Genomic DNA, 21587 nt, shown 5'->3' with positions numbered 1-21587 from the left:
CAATAATCTGTCTTTAGGCAAAGCGCTATTTATTTTGTATGGAAAAAACACGCCAACGGTATCTTTTCAAATGGTTACGTGCACAACAACAACCGGTAAAAAAATTACTTAATCTCAACATCTTGCTTGCAAGTACTTCTTCCGTGATTCTTGTGTTGCAGACTTGGCTGCTTGCCACATTATTAAACGATCTGGTCATGCTCGACACAAAACCCCGCGAATTATTACCGCACTTTTTCGGCTTAGCGATTGGATTTACATTACGCGCGCTGATTTTATGGCTGCGTGAACGTATCGGCTTTAAATGCGGACAACAGCTACGCAATATTATCCGCCGCCGGATTCTTGAGAAAATTCATCAGGTCGGTCCCGCCGTAATTAATAATAAACCGGCCGGCAGTTGGGCGACTCTCATGTTAGAACAGGTCGAAAACCTGCACAATTTTTATTCCCGTTACCTGCCGCAACAAATGCTTTCCGTAATAGCGCCCGTTGTTATTTTAATTGCCGTTTTCCCTATTAACTGGGCGGCGGGTTTTATCTTAATGGCGACCGCGCCTTTAGTGCCTGTGTTTATGATTATTGTAGGATTAGCCGCCGCCGATAGCAGCCAAAAAAATATGACAACTTTAGCCCGGTTAAGCGCACAGTTTCTGGATCGACTGAAAGGTTTGGAAACCCTGCGTTTATTTGATCGCGCCGAACAACAGACCAATCACATTGAAATCGGCACCGAAGCCTACCGCAAAACTACCATGGATGTATTGAAAATGGCGTTTTTATCCTCGGCGGTATTAGAATTCTTCACCTCAATTTCCATTGCCATTATGGCGGTATATTTTGGTTTCAGCTATTTGGGGCAAATTAATTTTGGCACTTACGATACAAGCCTGACCTTGTTTGCCGGCTTTTTCTGCCTAATTCTCGCCCCCGAATTCTATCAGCCGTTGCGTGACCTCGGCACCTATTACCATGATCGAGCCGCGGCAATCGGCGCCGCCGACAGCATTGTAGAATTTTTAGAACAAAAAGAATTACATTCGGCAACACAAACCCGACAACTGAACGAAACAACGGCATTGGAAATTAAGGCGGAAAATTTAGTCATCAACTCGCCACAAGGACAAGCCTTAACCAAACCGCTAAACTTTAGCTTATCGCCTTTAAGTCATACGGCATTAGTTGGGCAAAGCGGGGCAGGCAAAACTTCTTTAATGAACGCTTTATTGGGTTTTCTGCCCTATGAAGGCAGCTTAACCGTTAACGGTATCGAGCTGAACCGGCTGGAACCCACTCAATGGCGCAAACATATCGCTTGGGTCGGGCAAAACCCGTTACTATTGCAAGGATCCATTAAAGAAAACCTATTATTGGGTGAAATTCAGGCAAGTGAAGAAGAAATCGCTCAAGCCTTAAAGCAAGCCAAAGCAACGGAATTTACCGATAAATTAGGTTTAGACTATGAAATAAAAGACGGCGGTACGGGCATTTCCGTTGGGCAGGCTCAACGCTTAGCCATTGCCCGCGCGTTATTGCGTCAAGGTTCGCTATTGCTGCTTGACGAACCGACGGCAAGCCTTGATGCGCAATCGGAAAATCAGGTTTTGCAGGCGTTAAATCAAATCAGCCAAACCCAGACCACCTTAATGATTACCCATCGTATCGAAGATTTAAAACAATGCGATCAAATTCTGGTAATGCAAAGCGGTGAAATCGTTCAGCAAGGAATATTCGAACAACTACAAAACGAGGGCTATTTCGCCGAATTGCTCGCACAACGTAATACAGATGTTGCCTGACATAAAAGTGCGGTACAAATTTACGAAATTTTAAAGGATAACAATGCGTTCACTCATTCCCTTTTTAACTTTATTCAAATATGCCAAATTTCCATTAATTCTTGGCGTTATTTTGATGATTCTCGGCCTAGCCGCCAGTATCGGCTTGCTTACGCTGTCAGGCTGGTTTTTAGCGGCGACCGCAATTGCCGGCGCCGGAACCTTATTCAACTTTTTTTATCCTTCATCCGCCGTTCGGGGGCTGGCAATCGGGCGAACCGTTGCCCGCTATTTTGAAAAGATAGTTACCCATGACGCGACATTTCGTATTTTGTCAAAATTACGCGTTCAGGTATTCGGTAAAATCATTCCGCTTAGTCCGGCGGTATTGAACCGTTATCGTAATTCCGATCTGTTAAACCGTCTGGTCGCCGATGTAGATACGCTGGATAGCTTATATCTCCGCCTTATTGCGCCTTTTGTCAGCGCCATTTTTGTTATTGTCCTGATAACCGTTGGTCTGAGTTTTATCAATTTACCTGTGGCGCTATTTATCGGTATTACTTTACTGGTTTTATTGCTGGTTATTCCTACCGTTTTCTACAAATTAGGAACAAAATTCGGTAAGAAACTCACGCTTTCCCGAGCGACTTATCGTTCACAATTTGTTGAATTCATTCAAGCACAGGCCGAATTGTTACTATTTAACGCGGAAGACAAAATAAAACAAAACCTGGCAAATACCGAATCGGAATGGCAAGCTTATCAACAGCGGGAAACAAATCTGGCGGGTTTATCCAGTGCGATTTTACTTTTTGCCAACGGGCTGATTTTAGCCGTTACCTTATGGGCGGCGGCTCATATAGATTTAGGCACAGGCGAATACAAAGCCGCTTTACTTGCGTTATTTGCCTTTTCCGCGCTTGCCGCATTTGAAATTCTGATGCCTATCGGCGCGGCATTTCTGCATATCGGTCAGGTAATCGCTTCGGCGGATCGGGTAACCGAAATTATCAGCCAACCGCCGTTGGTCAAATTTAGCGGAAAACAGACCGCACTTTCCGCCACTGCGGATTTAATTCGCCTTAAAGATGTTTCTTTTAGTTACCCTGAAAGAACCTCCTGCGCATTGAACGGGCTTAGTTTAACGATTCGCAAAGGACAAAAAGTCGCAGTTCTCGGTAAAACCGGTAGCGGAAAATCCACTTTGTTGCAATTGCTGGTGCGCAATTATAACCCTTCGCAAGGTGAGATTTTATTGGCGGAGCAACCTATTCATGCTTATAGCGAACAATGTTTGCGTGAAAATATCTGCTTTTTAACCCAGCGGGTACACACCTTTAGCGATACCTTGCGCAACAATCTGCAAATTGCCAACAAAACAAAGATCGATGATCTGAAAATGCGGGAAGTACTGGTTCAGGTAGGTTTAGCCAAATTGCTAGAGCAGAAATCGGGATTAGACCTTTGGTTAGGCGAAGGCGGTCGCCCGCTTTCCGGCGGCGAACAGCGCCGTTTGGGGTTGGCTCGAATCTTACTTAATGAATCGCCGATTTTATTATTGGACGAACCAACTGAAGGATTAGATCGCGAAACCGAGCGCCGGATTCTACGTTTACTTATGCAACATAGCGCCAATAAAACGCTGATTATGGTAACTCATCGTTTAACCGCAATCGAACAATTTGATCAAATTTGTGTGATCGATGATACAAATTTAGTGGAAAAAGGTTCATATCAGGAATTGAACAGTAAAAATAACGGATTCTTTAAAAAATTAGTAGAGAGAATTTAGAAAAGAAGGGGTTGAGTTGGGTGGAGACCCTCCCAGCTTGATCTCGGCACACGAAAATCTCGACTCCGGCTGCTTTCTTCCGAACCTGACCTAATAAACCGAACATCATTGCGAGGAACCAAGAGGGCCTCCATAGACTTAACCTTGCGGTTAATGGCGCTCATTATGCAATAACTCCCCGATGATTGCAAATCTTTATCCAGGGTTTATACTTAAGCGGCTAAAGTTTACCCACGCACAGAATAACCAAGGAACATAATATGTCAGAAGTATTAGACAATCTTATTCATTTGCTGAAATTAGAACAATTAGATGACGCATTATTTCGCGGCGGCTGTCAGGATCTCGGTTTCCGTCAGGTTTTTGGCGGGCAAGTAGTCGCTCAGGCACTTTCCGCCGCGATGCAGGTAGCGCCGAAAGATCGCCTGCTCCATTCCTGCCACGCCTATTTTCTTGCACCGGGAGACAGTCAGCGGCCAATAATTTATGATGTGGAAACCTTACGCGAAGGGCGAAATTTTACCGCCTTGCGGGTAAAAGCCATTCAGTACGGTCATCCTATTTGCCATGTAACCGCCTCCTTTCAGGTTGAAGAATCGGGGTTTGAGCACCAGGTTAAGATGCCGGAAATCGGCTCGCCGGAAGAATTCATGTCCGAATCCGACGCATTAAAAAAAGCGGCGCAATATATTCCCGAATCGGTACGGGATAAATTTACCGCCGAACGTCCTTTTGATATTCGTGCGAAATATATTAATAATCCGTTCCTCGGTACGGAATTACCGCCAGAGCAATACATTTGGGTTCGAGCAAACGGCAAATCACCGTTAGACCAAAATATCCAAAAATGTTTATTAGCTTATTTTTCCGATTTTCACTGTATTTTGACCGCACTCCACCCGCATGCGAAAGGCTTTTTACAAAAAGGAATGAAGGTGGCTACCATTGACCACAGCATTTGGTTCCATCGTTCTTTTGACCTAAACGATTGGTTGTTGTACGCCATTGAAAGTAATAACGCCTTTGCCGCCCGGGGATTGGCGCGCGGACAGATTTTCGATAAAGCGGGGCGATTAATTGCCACCACTCAACAAGAAGGGCTTATACGTTACGTTGAATAGTAAGCCATAATACAAATGGCGGAATAAATCCCGCCGATTTTATTTTTCTCAAAATACCGAATCCGCTCTTTTTAGAGCGGATGTCTTTATCGCATTACAATGATAATAATTTTTCCAGTGACGGTGCAAAATAATAGCTGCCGGTAACCGGTTTGGTAAACCCTAACAAACGGTCGGTTTTGCCGTCTTTCTCGCCGAACATACTGAGCAATTGCTGTTCGATATTATGCAAAGTCGCACAATAGGCGATAAAGAATAAACCGTTTGTACCGCTCGCCGTACCGTACGGTAAACTTTGACGCAAGATTTTTAAACCTTTGCCGTCTTCTTTTAAGTCCGTGCGCCCCACATGGGAGGTTTCCGGCACTTCATCTAATTCTTCGCTGTCCGGCTTAGTTCTGCCGATAACTTGTTCCTGCTTATGCTGAGAAAGCTTTTCCCATTTGGCTAATTCATGTTCGTAGCGTTGTGTCATCACATAACTACCGTCGGCATCTTCACCTTCCGCTATGGTGCCGACTACAGGTCTGTCATCACCTTGCGGATTTTCCGTACCGTCAATAAAACCGGTTAAATCACGTTCTTCCACCCAGCGGAAACCGTGAATTTCCTGCATAACCCGAATAGCCTCGCCAAACGCATCCATTGCCGCTTTTGCCGCACTAAAATTCACATCAGGCCGTAAAGATTGAATATGTACCAATAAATCCTGCTGTGTCGCCGGTGCCGCCAGATTACCTTTGCCTAAAGCAACAAAAGACTTAAGCTCCGGCGCACTGTTTTGCGATAACCGCTTCCAGGCGTTATCACCGAATGCCACCACAGCTCCCAACATGGCGTCGGGATACTGCTCGCGTAATTGCTCTAACGCCTGATTAAATTGACGGCAGGCTTTGGGAATTAGCGATAAATTATGAATTTCACTTTCGAGATAAATTGCCGCCTTACAATGTTCTAATAAAAGTCCGCTTTGAACTGTCATGATAAGCTCCTTAATTAATAAATAAGTTATCGGATATTCTACTATAAGCCGCCTAAAAATTGTCCTTTGCTTTACGTAAATAAATAAAATCAGCCAAATTTTCAGCCTGTAAAAACGGATTGATGTTTTTTTCCAACGCCAATGTGGTCGGCAAACTAGGCTTATTCTGCGCCCGTAACGATTCCACCGAAATTCGTTGATTTTTGACCGCACTTTTTACTTTCTCATTAGGAGCGAAAGCTTCGGCAAAAACCAAATTACTCAGCGTATATTCATGCGCCGGACAAATGACGGTTTTGTCAGGCAATTGCTTTAAACGGGTTATGGATTCAAACATTTGCCCGTAATCGCCGGTAAATACTCTGCCGCACCCGGCTGAAAATAACGTATCGCCGCAAAACAGATGATTATCAATAAGATAGCTGACATGATTTGCCGTATGTCCGCCGCTGGGAACAACTTCAATCCGATAATGTGCGGTTTGGATATTTCCCTCGTTAACAATATGTGTTGCGCCTTTATCGGCGGTTTCGGCAGGTCCGTAAACGGGAATATCGGGATAATAGCGCTTTAATTCTTCCACACCGCCGGTATGATCGTCGTGATAATGAGTTAATAAGACGGCTTCTAGTTGCAAATGATGCTGCGTTAAATATGCCGATAAATTTTTACATTCTGCAACATCTATCGCAATAACCGGCAAATTTTCTCGCCCGTAGAGCCAAATATAGTTATCATTAAGAGCAGGTATTGGAACTAGCATAAAACGTCCTATTTCTATGAGGTGATGATATGTGGCACGCCAAACACGCGACAGAACTTAAGTTACCGACCAGTTGGCAACAAATCCCTAACGGGACGCTATATTGTAACGCACTTAACCGGTATTTTTCCCATTGGTTATCAAATATTTTGGGCGACCAAATTCTGAAACTCGGCGGCTTAAGTGCGGAAATCGGACTGGATTTGCCTATGCGCCATCAGCTTGTTATCAGCCCCGAAATTCCGCAAAATCTGACCGCACTTTGCCTGCACCCCTGCACTTCCGTCGTACGAAGCAAGGTAACGGAATTGCCGTTAATTGAAGAATCTATCGATGCCTGCCTACTTGCCAATAATTTAAACTTTTGCGCCGATCCGCACCGATTATTGCGGGAAATAACCCGGGTTACTACGGAAAGCGGACTGCTGTTTATTTCTTTATTCAACCCCTTGAGCATCCTTGCGTTTAAACGGCAATTTCATCAAACACCTTATGAAAAATTCCCGTTTCGTCAATATCCGACCTGGCTCATAATCGATTGGCTGGAGCTGCTTAATTTCGATATTTTACAATGCGAAAACCTTGCTCTTCAGCACCGGCAGCATTTTTCCCTTTTTTCGCCGTTAACCGTGATTATTGCCCAAAAAAGAACCTGTTCGCTCAGTTCACAGGCACAGAAAATTCAGTTCCATCAGGAAGACGTTTTCAGCCCGGAAGCCGCCTTCAAACGGATTAACGAATAAACGCTTGCTCATCTTCCGGTTCTTCTCTATTATGCACGGAACTTTTAAACTGATGAGAAAAGCATGACTGAACAAACTTTTATTCCCGGTAAAGATGCTGCGCTGGAAGACAGTATCGCAAAATTTCAACAAAAACTGACCGCACTCGGTTTTAATATTGAAGAAGCCTCTTGGTTGAACCCCGTACCAAACGTATGGTCCGTTCATATTCGCGATAAAGATTGCCCGCAATGTTTTGCCAACGGTAAAGGCGGCAGCCAAAAAGCGGCGCTTGCCTCGGCATTAGGCGAATATTTTGAGCGTCTTTCCACCAACTATTTCTTTTCCGATTACTATTTAGGGCAAGATCTTGCCAACGGTGAATTCGTCCATTATCCCACTGAAAAATGGTTCCCGATTGAAGATGATTCAAGCTTACCGGAAGGGATTTTAGACGAGTTCCTATTGAATTATTTCGATCCGAATCGGGAACTAACTCCTGAATTATTAGTGGATCTGCAATCCGGCAATTACGATCGCGGCATTGTCGCTATGCCTTATGTACGCCAATCGGATCAGCAAACCGTTTATATTCCGCAAAGCATTATTGCCAATTTATATGCCTCAAACGGTATGTCTGCGGGTAATACTAAGTACGAAGCGCGCGTACAGGGTTTGTCGGAAGTATTTGAACGTTATGTAAAAAACCGTATTTTAAAAGAAGCTATCAGTCTGCCGCCGATTCCTCAGGAAGTTATAGAGCAATATCCGACCATTGCCGCATCCATTAACAAATTAGAGGAAGAAGGTTTCCCTATTTTGGCTTATGATGCTTCGCTAGGCGGTAAATATCCGGTGATTTGTGTGATTTTATTAAACCCGAATAACGGCACTTGCTTTGCTTCATTCGGCGCCCATCCGAATTTTCAGGTAGCCTTTGAACGTACGGTAACGGAATTATTACAAGGGCGTAGTCTGAAAGATTTAGACGTCTTCTCGCCGCCTTCCTTTAATAATGGAGATGTGGCGGATTTAGCAAATCTTGAAACCCATTTTATCGACTCCAGCGGTTTAATCTCTTGGGATCTGTTTAAAGACGAAGCGGATTACGACTTTGTACACTGGGATTTCTCCGGCACCAGCCATGAAGAATACGACAACTTAATGAATATCTTCAACGAAGATAAAAAAGAAGTTTATATCATGGATTACAATCACTTAGATGTCTATGCCTGTCGCAGTATCGTGCCCGGCATGTCGGATATTTATCCGGCGGACGATTTAATCTATGCGAATAACAATATGGGTATGGAGTGGCGAGAAATCTTATTGGATTTACCGCACTTCCATCACGATAAAGAAACTTATCTGGAACTGCTTGAAGAATTAGACGAACAAGCCATCGACGATGCAACCCGTGTGCGAGAATTCATCGGTTTAGTGCCGCCGCCGAAATCCGGCTGGGTGACTTTGCGTACGGGCGAATTAAAATCCATGCTGCATTTGGCCTTAGGTGATTTAGAAATGGCGCTGGAATGGGCAAACTGGACATATAACATGAATAGTTCGGTTTTCATTCCCGAACGAGCAAACTATTACCGCTGTTTAATCAGCACCCTTGAATTATTTCTGGATGAATCGCGTACGCCGATACAATACCGCAACGTATTTGAAAAAATGTATGGTAAAACCGCCGCAGATTTTGCCTGGAATGCCGTTCAAGGCGGTAATCCGTTTTATGATTTATTAGCCGATGATGAGCACTTAAACAAATTTCAGGCACATCAAAAGCTCTTAAAAGCATACGAAAAACTGCAAACGGCAAAACGTGAAAACTGGAAATAAACCTTTTTCAACAAACGTAAAACGCACGCTTAATGTGCGTTTTTAGTTGAATATTTTATTTAGGAAATAAATTATGGCATTTAGCTCATTATTCACTTTATTGGACGATATCGCCTCGGTACTTGACGACGTATCCGTAATGACTAAGGTTGCGGCTAAAAAAACCGTAGGTCTAATCAGCGACGATTTAGCCTTAAACGCAAATCAGGTCAGCGGCAAAGACATCGGCGCCGAACGGGAATTACCCGTTGTGTTTTCCGTTGCGCGCGGGTCGCTGATAAATAAAGTTATCCTCATTCCGCTGGCGTTATTGTTGTCGGTTTACTTCCCTTCCGCCATTAATATTTTATTAATGGCGGGCGGTGCCTATTTATGTTTCGAAGGTGTAGAAAAGCTCCTACACAAATTTATCCGCCAGGAACAACATGAAGAAATAAAAGATAGCGGCGATGAGAAAGATAAAATCAAAGGCGCCGTTCGTACCGATTTCATTCTCTCTGCCGAAATTATCATCATTGCCTTAGGCAGTATTCAACAGGCGGATATTTCCACAAAAATTCTCACCTTAAGTGCCGTTGGCTTGGGGATCACCGTTTTTGTTTACGGTTTGGTAGGATTGATCGTTAAACTTGATGATATCGGTTTGTGGTTGCTTCGAAAAAACGGTAAATTTTCACAAAAATCCGGTGAGTTTCTATTATTTATCATGCCTTGGTTTATGCGATCATTGTCCGTCATCGGCACTATCGCTATGTTTTTGGTCGGCGGCGGTATTTTCGTACATTATCTACCGGAAATTCACCACTTTGTCGAACAATTTCGGATTTATCATCAGCTTGCCTGGCTGGTAGAAGGACTGACAGGCATGATTATCGGCGCCATCGCCTGCGCGGTTATTCTGCCTTTACTTAAATTATTCAGCAGAAAAGCCCATTAATTGAAAAAAGTGCGGTCAAATTTTACGGATTTTTATCTAAAAAAATCGTCAATTTTTGACCGCACTTTTTATTTAAAATCAGGGGCTGGTTATCTTTTATAAACAGCTCCTATTTACCCCAGACTTCTTCCGCAATTTCACGAATAAAGTTGAGTTTTGCCCATTGCTGTTCTTCCGTTAGGATATTGCCTTCTTCCGTCGAAGCAAAACCGCATTGCGGGCTTAAACAGAGCTGGTTAATATCCACATATTGCGCCGCTTCTTTAATGCGGTTAATGATGTCCTCACGGTTTTCCAATGTGCCGTCTTTCGACGTAACCAAGCCCAGTACCACTTGCTGATTCTTGATGAAACGTAAAGGTTTAAAATCGCCGGCGCGATCAGAATCGTATTCTAAGAAAAAACCGTCCACCCGGCAGCTGCCGAATAAAATTTCCGCCACGGGTTCATAACCGCCCGCCGAAAACCAGGTTGAACGGAAATTACCGCGGCAGATGTGCATGGTGATCGCAATATCCTGCGCTGGTTTGGCGTCCACGATTTTATTGAGCATATACACGTAGTCCTTAGCGATTTGGTCTAAATCAAAGCCCCGTTCCTGATAAGCGGCGCGTTTATCTTCCGCACAAAACTCACCCCAACTGGTGTCGTCTAATTGCAGATTACGACAACCCAGTTTATAGAAAATATTCATTGCTTTAATGTAAGCGTCGGCGATGTCATCCAATAATTGCTGGTTGTTATTTTCATAACGGGGAATCGGTTGATAATTTGTCGCTCGCACATTGGTGATTAAATGCAGCATAGAAGGCGAAGGAATAGTAAATTTCACTTCGGTGCCTTTTGCCAATTCATTTACGGAACGGAAATGTTCAACGAAAGGATGATTTTCCGAAAAATCCACTTTAGCGACAATTTTCAAGGTTTTCGGGCGCACATTATGATGTTTGAACTGTACGGAAAACTTTTCGGCATCCACTTCTTCCACACCGTCTAAACCGGCTAAAAAGTCCAAATGCCAGAATGTACGACGGAATTCGCCGTCTGTTACCGCATGCAGACCGACGGATTTTTGCCGTTCTACTAATTTTGCGATTTCCGCATCCTCCGCCCGAGTTAAATCGGCGCATGAAATATCACCGCAGGCGCAAGCCGCTCTTGCGGATTTTATGGCGTCGGAGCGCAAAAAACTACCGACAATATCAAAACGGTAAGGTGCCGAAGTACGTACTGTTGCGTTTGGGAATAACTTTGTCATTATTATTTTCCTTATATGAATAAATTTTATGTTTAGTGATTCTAACAGAATTTTATCCCCTTCTGAGGTGAAAATATTTCTTATCCATTATGAAACGGATTCATAAAAATCCGTTACCATTCAAAAAATACCGGATTTTGACCGCACTTTTTTGAAAAATTTTTCTATTTTATCGATCTTCACCGCAAATTCTTTCAAAAGATCTTTTCACCGCGAAAGTGATGCATAAAATGATGCCGATTCTGTTCGGAGAAATAAAAAATGAAAAAACGGATAATGATTCTGTTATTGTCGGCTTTACCTGTACAAGCCAAAGAACCCGCTTTGATGTTATTAGAAAATTATAAAAATCAGGATATTACAGGCTGGGTAATGAGCGAAAAATTAGACGGCGTTCGCGGTTATTGGGACGGAAAGCAACTTATTAGCCGGCAAGGCGGCGTTCTTGCCGCTCCCGATTATTTTCTTGAAAATTTTCCGCCGTTTCCCATCGACGGCGAATTATTCAGCCAACGGGATCAATTTGCCGAAATTTCGTCAATTACCCGCTCACAGCAAGACAAAGGCTGGCACAAGCTGAAACTTTATGTATTTGACGTACCCGAAGCGCCGGGCGATTTATTTACCCGTCTGGCGACATTAAAAAATTATCTGAAAACAAACCGCACTTCTTATATTGAAATTATTGAACAAATTCCGATTCGGGATAAAAATCACGTACGGCAATTTTTGCAACAAGTTGAAACCCAAAAAGGCGAAGGCGTTGTGCTGCGCAATCCCAATGCACCTTATGAAAATAAGCGCAGCACACAAATCCTTAAATTAAAATCCCATTTAGACGAAGAATGTACGGTCATCGCGCATCACAAAGGAAAGGGGCAATTCGCCAATGCATTGGGCGCGCTGACTTGCAAAAATCAACGGGGAAAATTCAGAATAGGTTCGGGTTTTACATTGGAAGATCGCGTAAATCCGCCGGCCGTAGGCTCTGTTATCACCTATAAATACCGGGGATTAACCAAAACCGGAAAACCGAGATTCGCCACTTATTGGCGAAAACGAGAGGATCTGCAAGAGACTCCATAAAAATTTATACTGAAAAGTGCGGTGAAAATTCGCTGATTTTTTACCGCACTTTAGATGAGAAAATTTAATGATGTAACGCCTCAAAAATTTTCTCCGCTAATGCTACGGAAATACCGGGGACGGAGGCGATTTCATCCTGAGTGGCATTTTTCACTCCTTGCATACCGCCTAAATATTTAAGCAACGCTTGGCGGCGTTTTGCGCCTACTCCTTCAATAGTTTCCAGCCCGCTTTGGGTAAAGGCTTTCTGCCGCTTTTTGCGATGGCCGCTAATGGCGTGATTATGGCTCTCATCACGAATATGCTGAATTAAATGCAACGCAAGGCTGTCTGCGGGTAAATTGATTTCCCGTTCTTGTTTGCTGATAATCAGGGTTTCCAAACCCACTTTACGATCCACACCTTTTGCTACACCGATTAAATGCGGTCGGTTTTTATCCCATTTTACCTGGAGTTCATGGAATACTTTTAACGCACGGTTAAGCTGCCCTTTACCACCGTCAATAAAAATGATGTCAGGGATTTTTTCCAACTCAAGATCTTTGTCGTAGCGTTTTTTTAACGCCTGTTCCATGGCGGCGTAGTCATCACCGCCGGTAATACCTTCAATATTAAAGCGGCGATAATCGGACTTTAACGGGCCTTCTTCGTTAAAAACTACACAAGATGCGATAGTTTGCTGTCCCATGGTATGGCTGATATCGAAACATTCCATACGATGAATTTTTTCAATACCCAGTAGTTGCTGTAATTCCTTATAACGTTCATGAATCAAGGATGATTGCTTTAATTGCAGCGCTAACGCCGCTTGAGCGTTCATTTGCGCTAAATGCAGATATTTGCTCTTATTGCCTTTAATATTGTCCTGAATACTAACCTTACGACCGGCTTGATCCGTAAGCAGACTTTCCAGTTCCGCCTTTTCTTCCAATTTACGATCTACAATAATGCTGTTCGGAATGGTTCGCCCTTGATGAGCCTGTAAATAAAACTGCCCTACAAAGGTTTCCGTCAGCTCGGACAATGAAGTATTCTCCGGCACTTTAGGGAAATAGCTTCGGTTACCCAAAATTTTACCTTGACGAATAAATAAAACATGAACACAGGCAATACCTAACTTATAGGCAATGGCAATAATATCCATATCGTCCAACCGCTCGTTTGATACGAATTGTTTTTCAATAACGGAACGTACTGCCTGGATTTGATCCCGATAACGAGCGGCTTCCTCAAAGTTTAATGCTCGGCTTGCCCGTTCCATTTTCCCAATCAGATGATCCAAGACCTGTTGATCTTTGCCTTGTAGGAATAAACGCGCATAACCCACTTGCTGATTGTATTCTTCATCGGAAACATAACCCGAAACGCAAGGCGCTAAACAGCGACCAATCTGATATTGCAGGCAAGGGCGAGAACGGTTGGCATAAACGGAATTTTCACATTGCCGAATAGGGAATAATTTCTGCAATAAAGACAGGGTTTCGCGTACCGCACCGGCATGTGGATAAGGCCCGAAATATTCACCCGTCACCTTTTTGCTGCCCCGGTGAGAGGTAATTCTAGGATGGCGTTCTTTTGTTAATAAAATATAAGGGTAGGATTTATCGTCCCTTAATAATACGTTATAACGCGGCTGAAAAGTTTTAATATAGTTATGTTCAAGTAATAACGCTTCCGTTTCGGAAGTGGTGATCGTGGTTTCGATACGGCAAATGGAGGCCACCAGCGCTTCCGTTTTCTTACTGCTTAAGTTGGCGCGAAAATAGCTTGATAGCCGTTTTTTTAAATCCTTAGCTTTGCCCACATAAATCACCGTATCTTTATCATCAAACATACGATAAACGCCCGGATCGTGGGTCACATTGGCGAGAAATTTTTTGGAATCAAACATAACAAATTTTTCTGTAATAATTTTTCTCTAATCCTACCAAAAAAATAAGGCACGAACTATGTTCATGCCTTATTTTCATAAAACAGCGATTAACGTTGTTTAAAGAAACCGTCTAAAATCGAACCGATATCCTGCGCCAATTCATCATTTGTACTTGCCGTAGGCGTGCGGCTGGAACGGGTTTGAGTATTCAGCATTTGGCTTAATAAATCCTCTAATCCGCCCTGAGAACGTTGTTGTTCAGGTTGTGCGGATTGTTGTTGACCACCGCCTAACACACTGCCCAATACACCGCCGATTAAATCGTCTAAACCAAATCCGTTATCCTGCTGAACCTGTTGAGTCGCCTGAGTTAGGCTGTCTGTTCTCACCCCGCCTTCACGACCGTTCGGTGTAAGCATATCAATAATTTGCGGTAAAGCCTGGGATAAAATATCCTGCGCTTGTGATGCAGGCACCCCTGCCTGACGGGCAACACTAGAAATAGTATCTTCGCCAAACACTTCGGAGACTTGGTTTGCCTGCATCGGTTGGTTTCTGCCGGTACCAATCCAGGACTCCAATAAATTATCCAAACCGCCTTGCTGCAATTTATTGAAAATACCTTCCATACCTCCCTGGGATTGCAATAATGAACCTAACACATTGCTGATCAGCGATGAATTTGATGAATTATTAGTTGAATTACCACCCAATGCGTTACTAATTACCGCACCAATGATTTTATCTAACATAGTCTGTTCCTTAAAAATTTAAAAATTTGATAAAATAGCTCTTACTTTCTCAAGATCTTCTGCGGTATCGACGCCAACAGCCGGAATTTCTTTCGCTAACTCCACGTGAATTTTTTCCCCGTACCAAAGCACTCTAAGCTGTTCCAGGCTTTCGATTTGCTCTAAGGCGCTCGGTTCCCATTGCACATATTGTTTAATAAAGCCCGCGCGATATGCATAAATACCGATATGACGTAAATAATGATCCGCCAAGTCTAATTCTTCCTGCTTTAACTCGCCGGAGTTGAGCCTTGCAAAGGCGTCTCTATTCCAGGGAATCGGCGCTCGGGAGAAATATAACACATAGCCGTCTTTATCGGTCAGCACTTTGACGGCGTTAGGGTTAAAAAGTTCCGCCGATTCATGAATTTTCACTGCCAAACTTGCCATATTTACTTTAAATTTACATAAATTTTCAGCAACTTGCGAAACGATAACCGGCGGAATCAAAGGTTCGTCGCCCTGAATATTCACAATAATTTCATCATCGGGAATATTAAGCGTTTCCACCACCTCGGCTAAACGTTCGGTGCCGGAATTGTGTTTTGCCGAAGTCATACATACTTCGCCGCCAAACTGTTCGACGGCTTGCTTTACTTCTTCATTATCGGTCGCCACAACTACTCTTGTCGCCCCCGATAACCGCGCTTTTTCCAACACATGAATAATCATGGGTTTGCCGGCAATATCCGCTAAGGGCTTACCCGGTAAACGGCTTGAAGCAAAACGAGCCGGAATAATTACAGTAAAATTTGTCATGTTATATCCTTAGGATCTTCCGCTAAAGAAACGGCTTCTTCAACTAATAAAACGGGAATGCCTTGAACGATCGGAAACGCAATATGCTCAAAACGGCAAATCAAACGCTCATTTTCTTTATCTAATTGCAACCGCCCCTGACATCTGGGACAGGCGATAATTTCAAGCAATCTACTGTCCATTTTTTACCCTTTCTACAATATTTTCAATAAAATTGACCGCACTTTGACCGGTTATTTTTGCCTCAACAGGCACATACCACCAATTTTCCCGGGCAAAGGGAAAACATTTCACCGCATCTTTTTCCGTCATAAAGTGCGGTTCGTTTTTTGAAAATTTTGCGAATAATTCCGCACTGAATTTTTGATGATCCTGAAATTCATAAGTTTGTTTTAATTGAATACCAAAGCCCTGTAACATAGTAAAAAAACGTTGAGGATTACCAATCCCGGCAAAGGCCGAGCCGGATTCAAACTCTGTCAATAAACGTTTTTCTTTTGTCACTAAATTAACCGCGTAGTCGGCGGCTAAAGTCATCACCGTTTGACTGTATCGGTTAGCTTTACCGTTGGCAATCACTAAATCTACGGAATCCAAACGGCTCGGTAATTCCCGCAAAGGCCCGGCGGGCATAACAAAGCCGTTACCGAAACCTCTCTGCGCATCCACAACTACAATTTCAAAATCCCGCTGTAATTTGTAGTGCTGCAAACCGTCATCGCTGACAATCACATCGCAGGGCTGAGTTTGTAATAACAATTCTATTGCCTGTTGCCGGTTTGCCGAAATACATACCGGTACCTGAGTTCTTTGCGCGATCAATACCGGCTCGTCACCGCCTTCCAGCGGATCGGTTTTTTCCGTGACTAATAAAGGATAAACCGCCGATTGGCTGCCATAACCGCGGGAAATCACGCCCACGCGTAAACCATTTTGCTGCAAAGCTTTCACCAGCCAAATAACCACCGGTGTTTTACCGTTGCCGCCGACGGATAAATTACCCACAATCACTATGGGAACCGGTGCACGATAGGATTTTATGATACCGGCTTGAAAAAGCCAACGACGACATTGGCTCACCAGCCAAAAAAGAAAAGAAAAAGGGAGTAACAGATAAGCAATCCAAGATTTAGTATACCAAAATTTCATCTTCAACATCCCGGTATGGAGGGCGCCAGCCCGTTAAAATGGGGATAAGGATATAAAAAATATAGGCTCTAACACCGATAAATCCTAAAAGTCCTTAAATTTGAGCTCTGTTGCAGGAGAATTTATCCCGCTGTTTATAACAATTAATTACTATATTGGTGGGATAAATCCCACCCTACGTTAATATGGTTTTATTAATAAAAAAAACACAGCTCTATTTATTAAAAATCAACAAAAAACGACCGCACTTTTTTTATTATGACGGCAACTAGCCGTTAAACTGCATTTTATGCAGCTGTTTATAAGCACCGTTCAATGCCAGTAATTCTTCATGGCTACCGCGCTCACAGATCTCGCCGTGATCAATAACCAGAATTTCATCCGCTTTTTCAATCGTAGAAAGGCGATGTGCAATAACAAGTACCGTGCGGTCTTTTTGCAATTCTTCCAACGCCGCCTGAATAGCCCGTTCGGATTCCGTATCCAATGCGGATGTGGCTTCGTCAAGAATCAGCACCGGCGAATCGCGCAATAAGGCGCGGGCGATAGCTAAACGCTGGCGTTGACCGCCCGATAAACTCGCACCGTTTTCGCCGATTACGGTATCCAAGCCGTTTTCTAAAGGCTCAATAAACTCCATTGCATGCGCCGCTTTTGCCGCCGCAATAATTTGTTCCCTGCTGTATTTGTCTTTCGCCGCATAAGCAATGTTATTGGCAATGGTATCGTTGAATAAATGCACCTGTTGTGAAACCACGGAACAATGGGTACGCAAATTAGATAAGGTATAATCCTGCACGTTAACGCCATCAAGTAGAATTTCGCCCTGATTGATATCGTAAAAACGGGTCACTAAATTAGCGATAGTGGATTTTCCCGAACCGGAACGCCCCACTAAAGCAAAGGTTTTACCGTGAGGAATGTCAAAAGACAGATGTTTTAGCGCCGGTTGATCTTTACCCTGATAAGTAAAACTCACATCTTTAAAGCTCACGTCGCCTTTCACCCGCTCCGCTTCATATTTACCCTTATCTTTCTCGGTATCAAGGTCCAGAATATCAAACAGGGTTTGGCAGGCCGCCATACCGCGTTGGAATTGAGAGTTCACATTGGTGAGGGATTTTAACGGGCGCAACATCGCCAGCATGGAAGAAAACACAACAGTAAACGAGCCGGCACTCAGATTTTGACTCATAATACTTGGGATGGTAGCCAAATAAAGCACCGCCGATAACGCCAATGAAGCAATAATTTGTACAATCGGATCCGAAATAGCATCGGCAACCACCATTTTCATGCCTTTACGGCGCATATCGTTACTGACTTCGTTAAAACGTTGTTCTTCAATTTGCTGACCGCCGAACGAAAGCACAACTTTATGTCCTTTCAGCATTTGTTCCGCCGTCGCCGTTAATTCGCCCATTGAGTTCTGCATATTTTTACTCAAGCGACGGAAAATTTTAGACACCAAACGAATCAGCACCGCGATAACCGGTCCGATAATGAAAAGCACTACGGAAAGCTGCCAGCTTGTGGCAATCATTACCGCTAACAACGAAATAATATAAGCGCCTTCACGCACAATGGTTACCAGCGCGTTTGACGATGAGTTCGCCACTTGTTCGCTGTCGTAAGTGATACGGGAAAGCAAGCGCCCTGTGGAGTTTTGATCAAAAAAACTCACCGGCATATACATCAAATGTTTGAATAGCCGGCGACGCATGGTCATCACCACTTTGCCCGAGACCCAGGCTAAGCAATAACTTGAAATAAAACTGGTGATACCGCGGATAAAAATAAAGACGATGACTAACACCGCCATCAATTTCAAAAAAGAGGTATCCGCTTTACCAAAACCGTCATCAAGTAAGGGTTTTAACAGATAAATTAAGCCCGAATCGGTCAACGCGTTTAACACTAACGCGGCGGCGGCCGCAATTAAACCGATTTTAAAAGGCGCGATAGTCGGCCATAAGCGCTTAAAGGTTTGGCTTGTTGACAGATCGTTTTCTTGCAGTTTTTGCATAAATGTATATCTTCTCAAAAAAATAATTGGCGCATTGTAACCTATATTGTAATAGGATCCAAATATCAATCCCGCTCGCCGCCTACAATCTGCCGAAACCAAGGCTGATAATTGCTTCTTGCGGTTTTCACCTCAATTTTATTCGGATAAAACTCGAATGAAATCTGTCCCGAAAATGCCGTATTATAGACCGCACTTTTATGCCGTTTCAGCCGTTGTGTCACAACCGGATGAGGAAAACCCCATTGATTCCAACGTCCGGCTGAAATCAGGGCGAAATCCGGCTTGATTTGTTTTATCAGCGCTTCACCCGTGGATGTTCTGCTGCCGTGATGTCCCACCTGCAAGACGTTCACTTTGCCCAAATGCGCTACAAACTGCTGTTCCGCCGCCAAATCCGCATCGCCGGTTAACAGCAATTTGTATTGTCCGTCATCAATTAATAATACGCAAGAATCCGTATTATTCGCTCGCTCTGCAATTTTAGCCGGTGCTAGCACCTGAAAATTCAGCCCATGCCATTGCCAATTCAGCCCTTGCTTGCAAAAAGTGCGGTCGAAATTGAAGGAATTTTGCTCGGTTTTCTCATAATTTACCATCGAAGGCTGTAAAATATTAATACTGGGATAAGCTTGCAAAATATCGGCAATTCCGCCCGAATGATCATTATCATCATGGCTCAAGATGACCTTTTCTAATATCAACCCTTGTCGCTGCAAATACGGAATAATTTCCGACTGCGCCATGCTACCGTTTTTCCAGCCGGCTCCTGTGTCGTACAAGACGGCGCGTCCGTCTTTTACAATCAGATTCGCCAGCCCCTGCCCCACATCTAAAGTCTCGAAGCGCCAATCCGGTTGCCGCCATTGCTGATAAAGCCAAAGCATCGCGCCTGAAGCTAAAAAGAGCGTCGCAACGGAAACTAAATATTTTCTTAAAACCGGTGATAAAGTGCGGTCGCTTTTCAGTGAAATTTTTTTAGTTTTGAATTGCGTTAATAATTCATTTTTTTCCGGAATTTGTTTTTTCAACGGATAAATAAAATGCACTACGGTTAACAATAACAAGCATAACAGACAACAAATCAACCACGAAGTTTGGTTGCTTACCCCAATCCAATAATCCTGAAAATAACTTAATAAATGCGTAAACCATTGCGCCAGCCAATCCGCTATCCGCCAGCTTTCCCAGGCGCCGTTGGAAAACAGGGCAAATAAAATAACGGGTACCAATAAAAAGCTAAATAACGGCACAATAATTAAATTCGCCCAAAAGCCCGCTAAAGAAATCCCTTGAAAAGTCATTAGCTGCATCGGGCTAAACAGGCAAAACAAACCCAATTGCAAATGAATCAAACCGAATAACCAGGCGAATTTTCCGTCTGTCACGGATTTGCCTTTCCATTCAAGTAAATTTAACGGAAAAATCTGATACCACAAAATCAGGCTAAAAACCGCGCAAACCGACAGCCAGAAACTATTTGATAGCACCATTAACGGATCAAATATAAACAGTACGCCGATAACGCGCAAAAATAACTGCCATACATTGCAATAACCGCGTAACAACTTAAGCAAGCTGACAATAACCAACGCGATTAAGGCTCGTAATGTAGGAATGGCAAAGCCCGCAAGTCCCGCATAAACGGCGGCGAATACCAGCCCGCTCAACATCGGGAAATAAGGCGAAATATAGCGGGTCGGCAAGCAAAACTGAATCAATCTGGCCACGCCCATGCCCAGCAACATCGCCAAGCCAATATGTAATCCGGATATGGCAATCAGATGAGCGGTGTTGGTTTTCCGGTAAATCTGCCACACATCTTCCTGCAACCAAGCCCGCTCGCCAAAAGCAAGTGCCATTAATAGTCCCTGCTGCCGAAGGCGTTCAGTCTGCGCGAGATAATGATTAAATAATTGTTGGCGTAATGATAAATCTTCCGAAATTTTGACCGCACTTTTTACCTTCGCCCAAGCGGTAATTCCTTGGGCGTAATACCATTTCTGTTTATCAAAACCACCGTAATTCAAACGGGAAGAAACGGCCCTCAAATGCAACTCGCCCCGCCATTTTTCCCCCGTTTTAACCGCTTGATCCGCTTGCCAGTTTACATAAATACGCTGAGGTTTGAATTCCGGCGCTAATTGCGCTTTAACAATAATATTCCGATAATCCCGCTGATAAAGGATTTCATCAATAACAAAATCCGTTTGCACCTTTGCCGGTAGATATTTCACTCCGTCCGCCGCCCGAAATAGCGACAAAGCCTGGAAATGAATATAAAAAACGGCAATCAACCCACAAAATAAATAATAAAAGCCGCGCCATAACCGTCGGTATTTGAACCAATAAATAAAAGCCGCAATGACAAGCGGAAAAAGAAAATGTAAAAACAGCGGAAAATCCAATAAAAAAGATTCGGGCAACACCAGTAAACATAACGTATTGACAATAAAACAAAATAAAAATAAGTCCAATTTCATCAAATTTTATCTTCCAACGAATCATCAATATGAATCGGAAGACATTAAAATAAAGCCGTTTTTGCACCAAGCTACATTGATTATTTTTGTGTTCCAGCTCACATAAAGAAAATAAATTCGTTAAAATTTACATCAGTTCAGGTAAATTTATTTGCCAAATGGCAAAAGTTCTGCTATTTATATCGCCTTTCAAAATACCCGAACAAAATTTAGAGGTAT

At 43.3% G+C, this 21587-nt stretch carries 17 protein-coding genes and 1 other RNA gene; 7 read left to right on the top strand and 11 right to left on the bottom strand.

Annotated elements, in window-relative coordinates:
* Window positions 1-38 precede the first annotated feature (38 nt).
* Window positions 39-1799: a heme ABC transporter permease/ATP-binding protein CydD gene (cydD, locus tag MS_RS04390; protein ID WP_011200127.1), complete on the top strand. Its 1761-nt coding sequence runs from the start codon at window positions 39-41 to the stop codon at window positions 1797-1799.
* Between the two features lie 43 nt (window positions 1800-1842).
* Window positions 1843-3573: a heme ABC transporter ATP-binding protein/permease CydC gene (cydC, locus tag MS_RS04385; RefSeq protein ID WP_011200126.1), complete on the top strand. Its 1731-nt coding sequence runs from the start codon at window positions 1843-1845 to the stop codon at window positions 3571-3573.
* Between the two features lie 31 nt (window positions 3574-3604).
* On the opposite strand, the gene ffs is transcribed toward cydC, so the two are convergent.
* Window positions 3605-3698, bottom strand: an RNA gene (gene ffs / locus MS_RS11000) — signal recognition particle sRNA small type.
* Window positions 3699-3833: 135 nt separating this feature from the next.
* On the opposite strand from ffs, the gene tesB reads away from it, so the two are divergent.
* On the top strand, window positions 3834-4694 hold the full coding sequence (gene tesB / locus MS_RS04380) for an acyl-CoA thioesterase II (protein ID WP_011200125.1): 861 nt from the start codon (window positions 3834-3836) through the stop codon (window positions 4692-4694).
* Between the two features lie 94 nt (window positions 4695-4788).
* Here tesB and MS_RS04375 read toward each other — a convergent pair whose 3' ends face one another.
* The gene (locus MS_RS04375) at window positions 4789-5676 is read right to left on the bottom strand and encodes a Dyp-type peroxidase (protein WP_011200124.1); all 888 of its coding nucleotides are present in this window, start codon (window positions 5674-5676) and stop codon (window positions 4789-4791) included.
* A 52-nt stretch (window positions 5677-5728) separates the two neighbouring features.
* Window positions 5729-6439: a hydroxyacylglutathione hydrolase gene (gene gloB / locus MS_RS04370; RefSeq protein ID WP_011200123.1), complete on the bottom strand. Its 711-nt coding sequence runs from the start codon at window positions 6437-6439 to the stop codon at window positions 5729-5731.
* Between the two features lie 29 nt (window positions 6440-6468).
* Between gloB and MS_RS04365 the strand changes: the two genes are divergently transcribed.
* The 3 genes from MS_RS04365 to MS_RS04355 all read left to right on the top strand — a co-directional run bounded on the left by MS_RS04365 (window position 6469) and on the right by MS_RS04355 (window position 9943).
* Window positions 6469-7182 carry a methyltransferase domain-containing protein gene (locus MS_RS04365; protein WP_011200122.1) on the top strand — a complete coding sequence of 238 codons (714 nt, stop codon included), beginning with the start codon at window positions 6469-6471 and terminating at the stop codon, window positions 7180-7182.
* Between the two features lie 63 nt (window positions 7183-7245).
* Window positions 7246-9006 (top strand): 30S ribosomal protein S12 methylthiotransferase accessory factor YcaO, encoded by a 1761-nt coding sequence (gene ycaO / locus MS_RS04360; RefSeq protein WP_011200121.1) that lies wholly within the window; start codon window positions 7246-7248, stop codon window positions 9004-9006.
* A gap of 73 nt (window positions 9007-9079) precedes the next feature.
* Window positions 9080-9943: a DUF808 domain-containing protein gene (locus tag MS_RS04355; protein WP_011200120.1), complete on the top strand. Its 864-nt coding sequence runs from the start codon at window positions 9080-9082 to the stop codon at window positions 9941-9943.
* A 109-nt stretch (window positions 9944-10052) separates the two neighbouring features.
* Here the strand turns inward: MS_RS04355 and MS_RS04350 are convergent, their stop codons facing one another.
* Window positions 10053-11201 (bottom strand): 5-methyltetrahydropteroyltriglutamate--homocysteine S-methyltransferase, encoded by a 1149-nt coding sequence (locus tag MS_RS04350; protein ID WP_011200118.1) that lies wholly within the window; start codon window positions 11199-11201, stop codon window positions 10053-10055.
* A 261-nt stretch (window positions 11202-11462) separates the two neighbouring features.
* Between MS_RS04350 and MS_RS04345 the strand changes: the two genes are divergently transcribed.
* Window positions 11463-12287, top strand: a complete 825-nt coding sequence (locus MS_RS04345) for a DNA ligase (RefSeq protein WP_041639673.1) — start codon at window positions 11463-11465, stop codon at window positions 12285-12287.
* A gap of 64 nt (window positions 12288-12351) precedes the next feature.
* On the opposite strand, the gene uvrC is transcribed toward MS_RS04345, so the two are convergent.
* The 7 genes from uvrC to MS_RS04310 all read right to left on the bottom strand — a co-directional run bounded on the left by uvrC (window position 12352) and on the right by MS_RS04310 (window position 21368).
* Complete coding sequence (gene uvrC / locus MS_RS04340; RefSeq protein WP_011200114.1) at window positions 12352-14178, bottom strand: excinuclease ABC subunit UvrC; 1827 nt, start codon at window positions 14176-14178, stop codon at window positions 12352-12354.
* 89 nt (window positions 14179-14267) lie between these two features.
* Window positions 14268-14912: a YidB family protein gene (locus tag MS_RS04335; protein WP_011200113.1), complete on the bottom strand. Its 645-nt coding sequence runs from the start codon at window positions 14910-14912 to the stop codon at window positions 14268-14270.
* A gap of 18 nt (window positions 14913-14930) precedes the next feature.
* Window positions 14931-15710 carry a 3-deoxy-manno-octulosonate cytidylyltransferase gene (gene kdsB / locus MS_RS04330; RefSeq protein ID WP_011200112.1) on the bottom strand — a complete coding sequence of 260 codons (780 nt, stop codon included), beginning with the start codon at window positions 15708-15710 and terminating at the stop codon, window positions 14931-14933.
* The gene (locus MS_RS04325) at window positions 15707-15892 is read right to left on the bottom strand and encodes a Trm112 family protein (protein ID WP_011200111.1); all 186 of its coding nucleotides are present in this window, start codon (window positions 15890-15892) and stop codon (window positions 15707-15709) included. The genes kdsB and MS_RS04325 overlap by 4 nt, the downstream gene beginning before the upstream one ends.
* Entirely contained in the window at window positions 15882-16859 is a 978-nt protein-coding gene (gene lpxK, locus MS_RS04320) for a tetraacyldisaccharide 4'-kinase (protein ID WP_041639671.1), read from the bottom strand. Before lpxK ends, MS_RS04325 begins: the two co-directional genes overlap by 11 nt.
* Window positions 16860-17127: 268 nt before the next feature.
* On the bottom strand, window positions 17128-18876 hold the full coding sequence (msbA, locus tag MS_RS04315) for a lipid A ABC transporter ATP-binding protein/permease MsbA (RefSeq protein ID WP_041640174.1): 1749 nt from the start codon (window positions 18874-18876) through the stop codon (window positions 17128-17130).
* A 74-nt stretch (window positions 18877-18950) separates the two neighbouring features.
* Window positions 18951-21368: a DNA internalization-related competence protein ComEC/Rec2 gene (locus MS_RS04310; RefSeq protein WP_102030670.1), complete on the bottom strand. Its 2418-nt coding sequence runs from the start codon at window positions 21366-21368 to the stop codon at window positions 18951-18953.
* Between the last annotated feature and the right edge of the window lie 219 nt (window positions 21369-21587).

It is taken from the genome of [Mannheimia] succiniciproducens MBEL55E (assembly GCF_000007745.1).
In the GTDB taxonomy this organism is placed as follows: domain Bacteria; phylum Pseudomonadota; class Gammaproteobacteria; order Enterobacterales; family Pasteurellaceae; genus Basfia; species Basfia succiniciproducens.
This window is presented reverse-complemented; position numbering and strand designations above follow the sequence as displayed.

Bases quoted from the DNA above. Each gene is read 5' to 3' on its own strand.
- cydD (WP_011200127.1), top strand. From the start codon at position 39: ATGGAAAAAACACGCCAACGGTATCTTTTCAAATGGTTACGTGCACAA.
- cydC (WP_011200126.1), top strand. From the start codon at position 1,843: ATGCGTTCACTCATTCCCTTTTTAACTTTATTCAAATATGCCAAATTT.
- tesB (WP_011200125.1), top strand. From the start codon at position 3,834: ATGTCAGAAGTATTAGACAATCTTATTCATTTGCTGAAATTAGAACAA.
- MS_RS04375 (WP_011200124.1), bottom strand. From the start codon at position 5,676: ATGACAGTTCAAAGCGGACTTTTATTAGAACATTGTAAGGCGGCAATT.
- gloB (WP_011200123.1), bottom strand. From the start codon at position 6,439: ATGCTAGTTCCAATACCTGCTCTTAATGATAACTATATTTGGCTCTAC.
- MS_RS04365 (WP_011200122.1), top strand. From the start codon at position 6,469: ATGTGGCACGCCAAACACGCGACAGAACTTAAGTTACCGACCAGTTGG.
- ycaO (WP_011200121.1), top strand. From the start codon at position 7,246: ATGACTGAACAAACTTTTATTCCCGGTAAAGATGCTGCGCTGGAAGAC.
- MS_RS04355 (WP_011200120.1), top strand. From the start codon at position 9,080: ATGGCATTTAGCTCATTATTCACTTTATTGGACGATATCGCCTCGGTA.
- MS_RS04350 (WP_011200118.1), bottom strand. From the start codon at position 11,201: ATGACAAAGTTATTCCCAAACGCAACAGTACGTACTTCGGCACCTTAC.
- MS_RS04345 (WP_041639673.1), top strand. From the start codon at position 11,463: ATGAAAAAACGGATAATGATTCTGTTATTGTCGGCTTTACCTGTACAA.
- uvrC (WP_011200114.1), bottom strand. From the start codon at position 14,178: ATGTTTGATTCCAAAAAATTTCTCGCCAATGTGACCCACGATCCGGGC.
- MS_RS04335 (WP_011200113.1), bottom strand. From the start codon at position 14,912: ATGTTAGATAAAATCATTGGTGCGGTAATTAGTAACGCATTGGGTGGT.
- kdsB (WP_011200112.1), bottom strand. From the start codon at position 15,710: ATGACAAATTTTACTGTAATTATTCCGGCTCGTTTTGCTTCAAGCCGT.
- MS_RS04325 (WP_011200111.1), bottom strand. From the start codon at position 15,892: ATGGACAGTAGATTGCTTGAAATTATCGCCTGTCCCAGATGTCAGGGG.
- lpxK (WP_041639671.1), bottom strand. From the start codon at position 16,859: ATGAAATTTTGGTATACTAAATCTTGGATTGCTTATCTGTTACTCCCT.
- MS_RS04310 (WP_102030670.1), bottom strand. From the start codon at position 21,368: ATGAAATTGGACTTATTTTTATTTTGTTTTATTGTCAATACGTTATGT.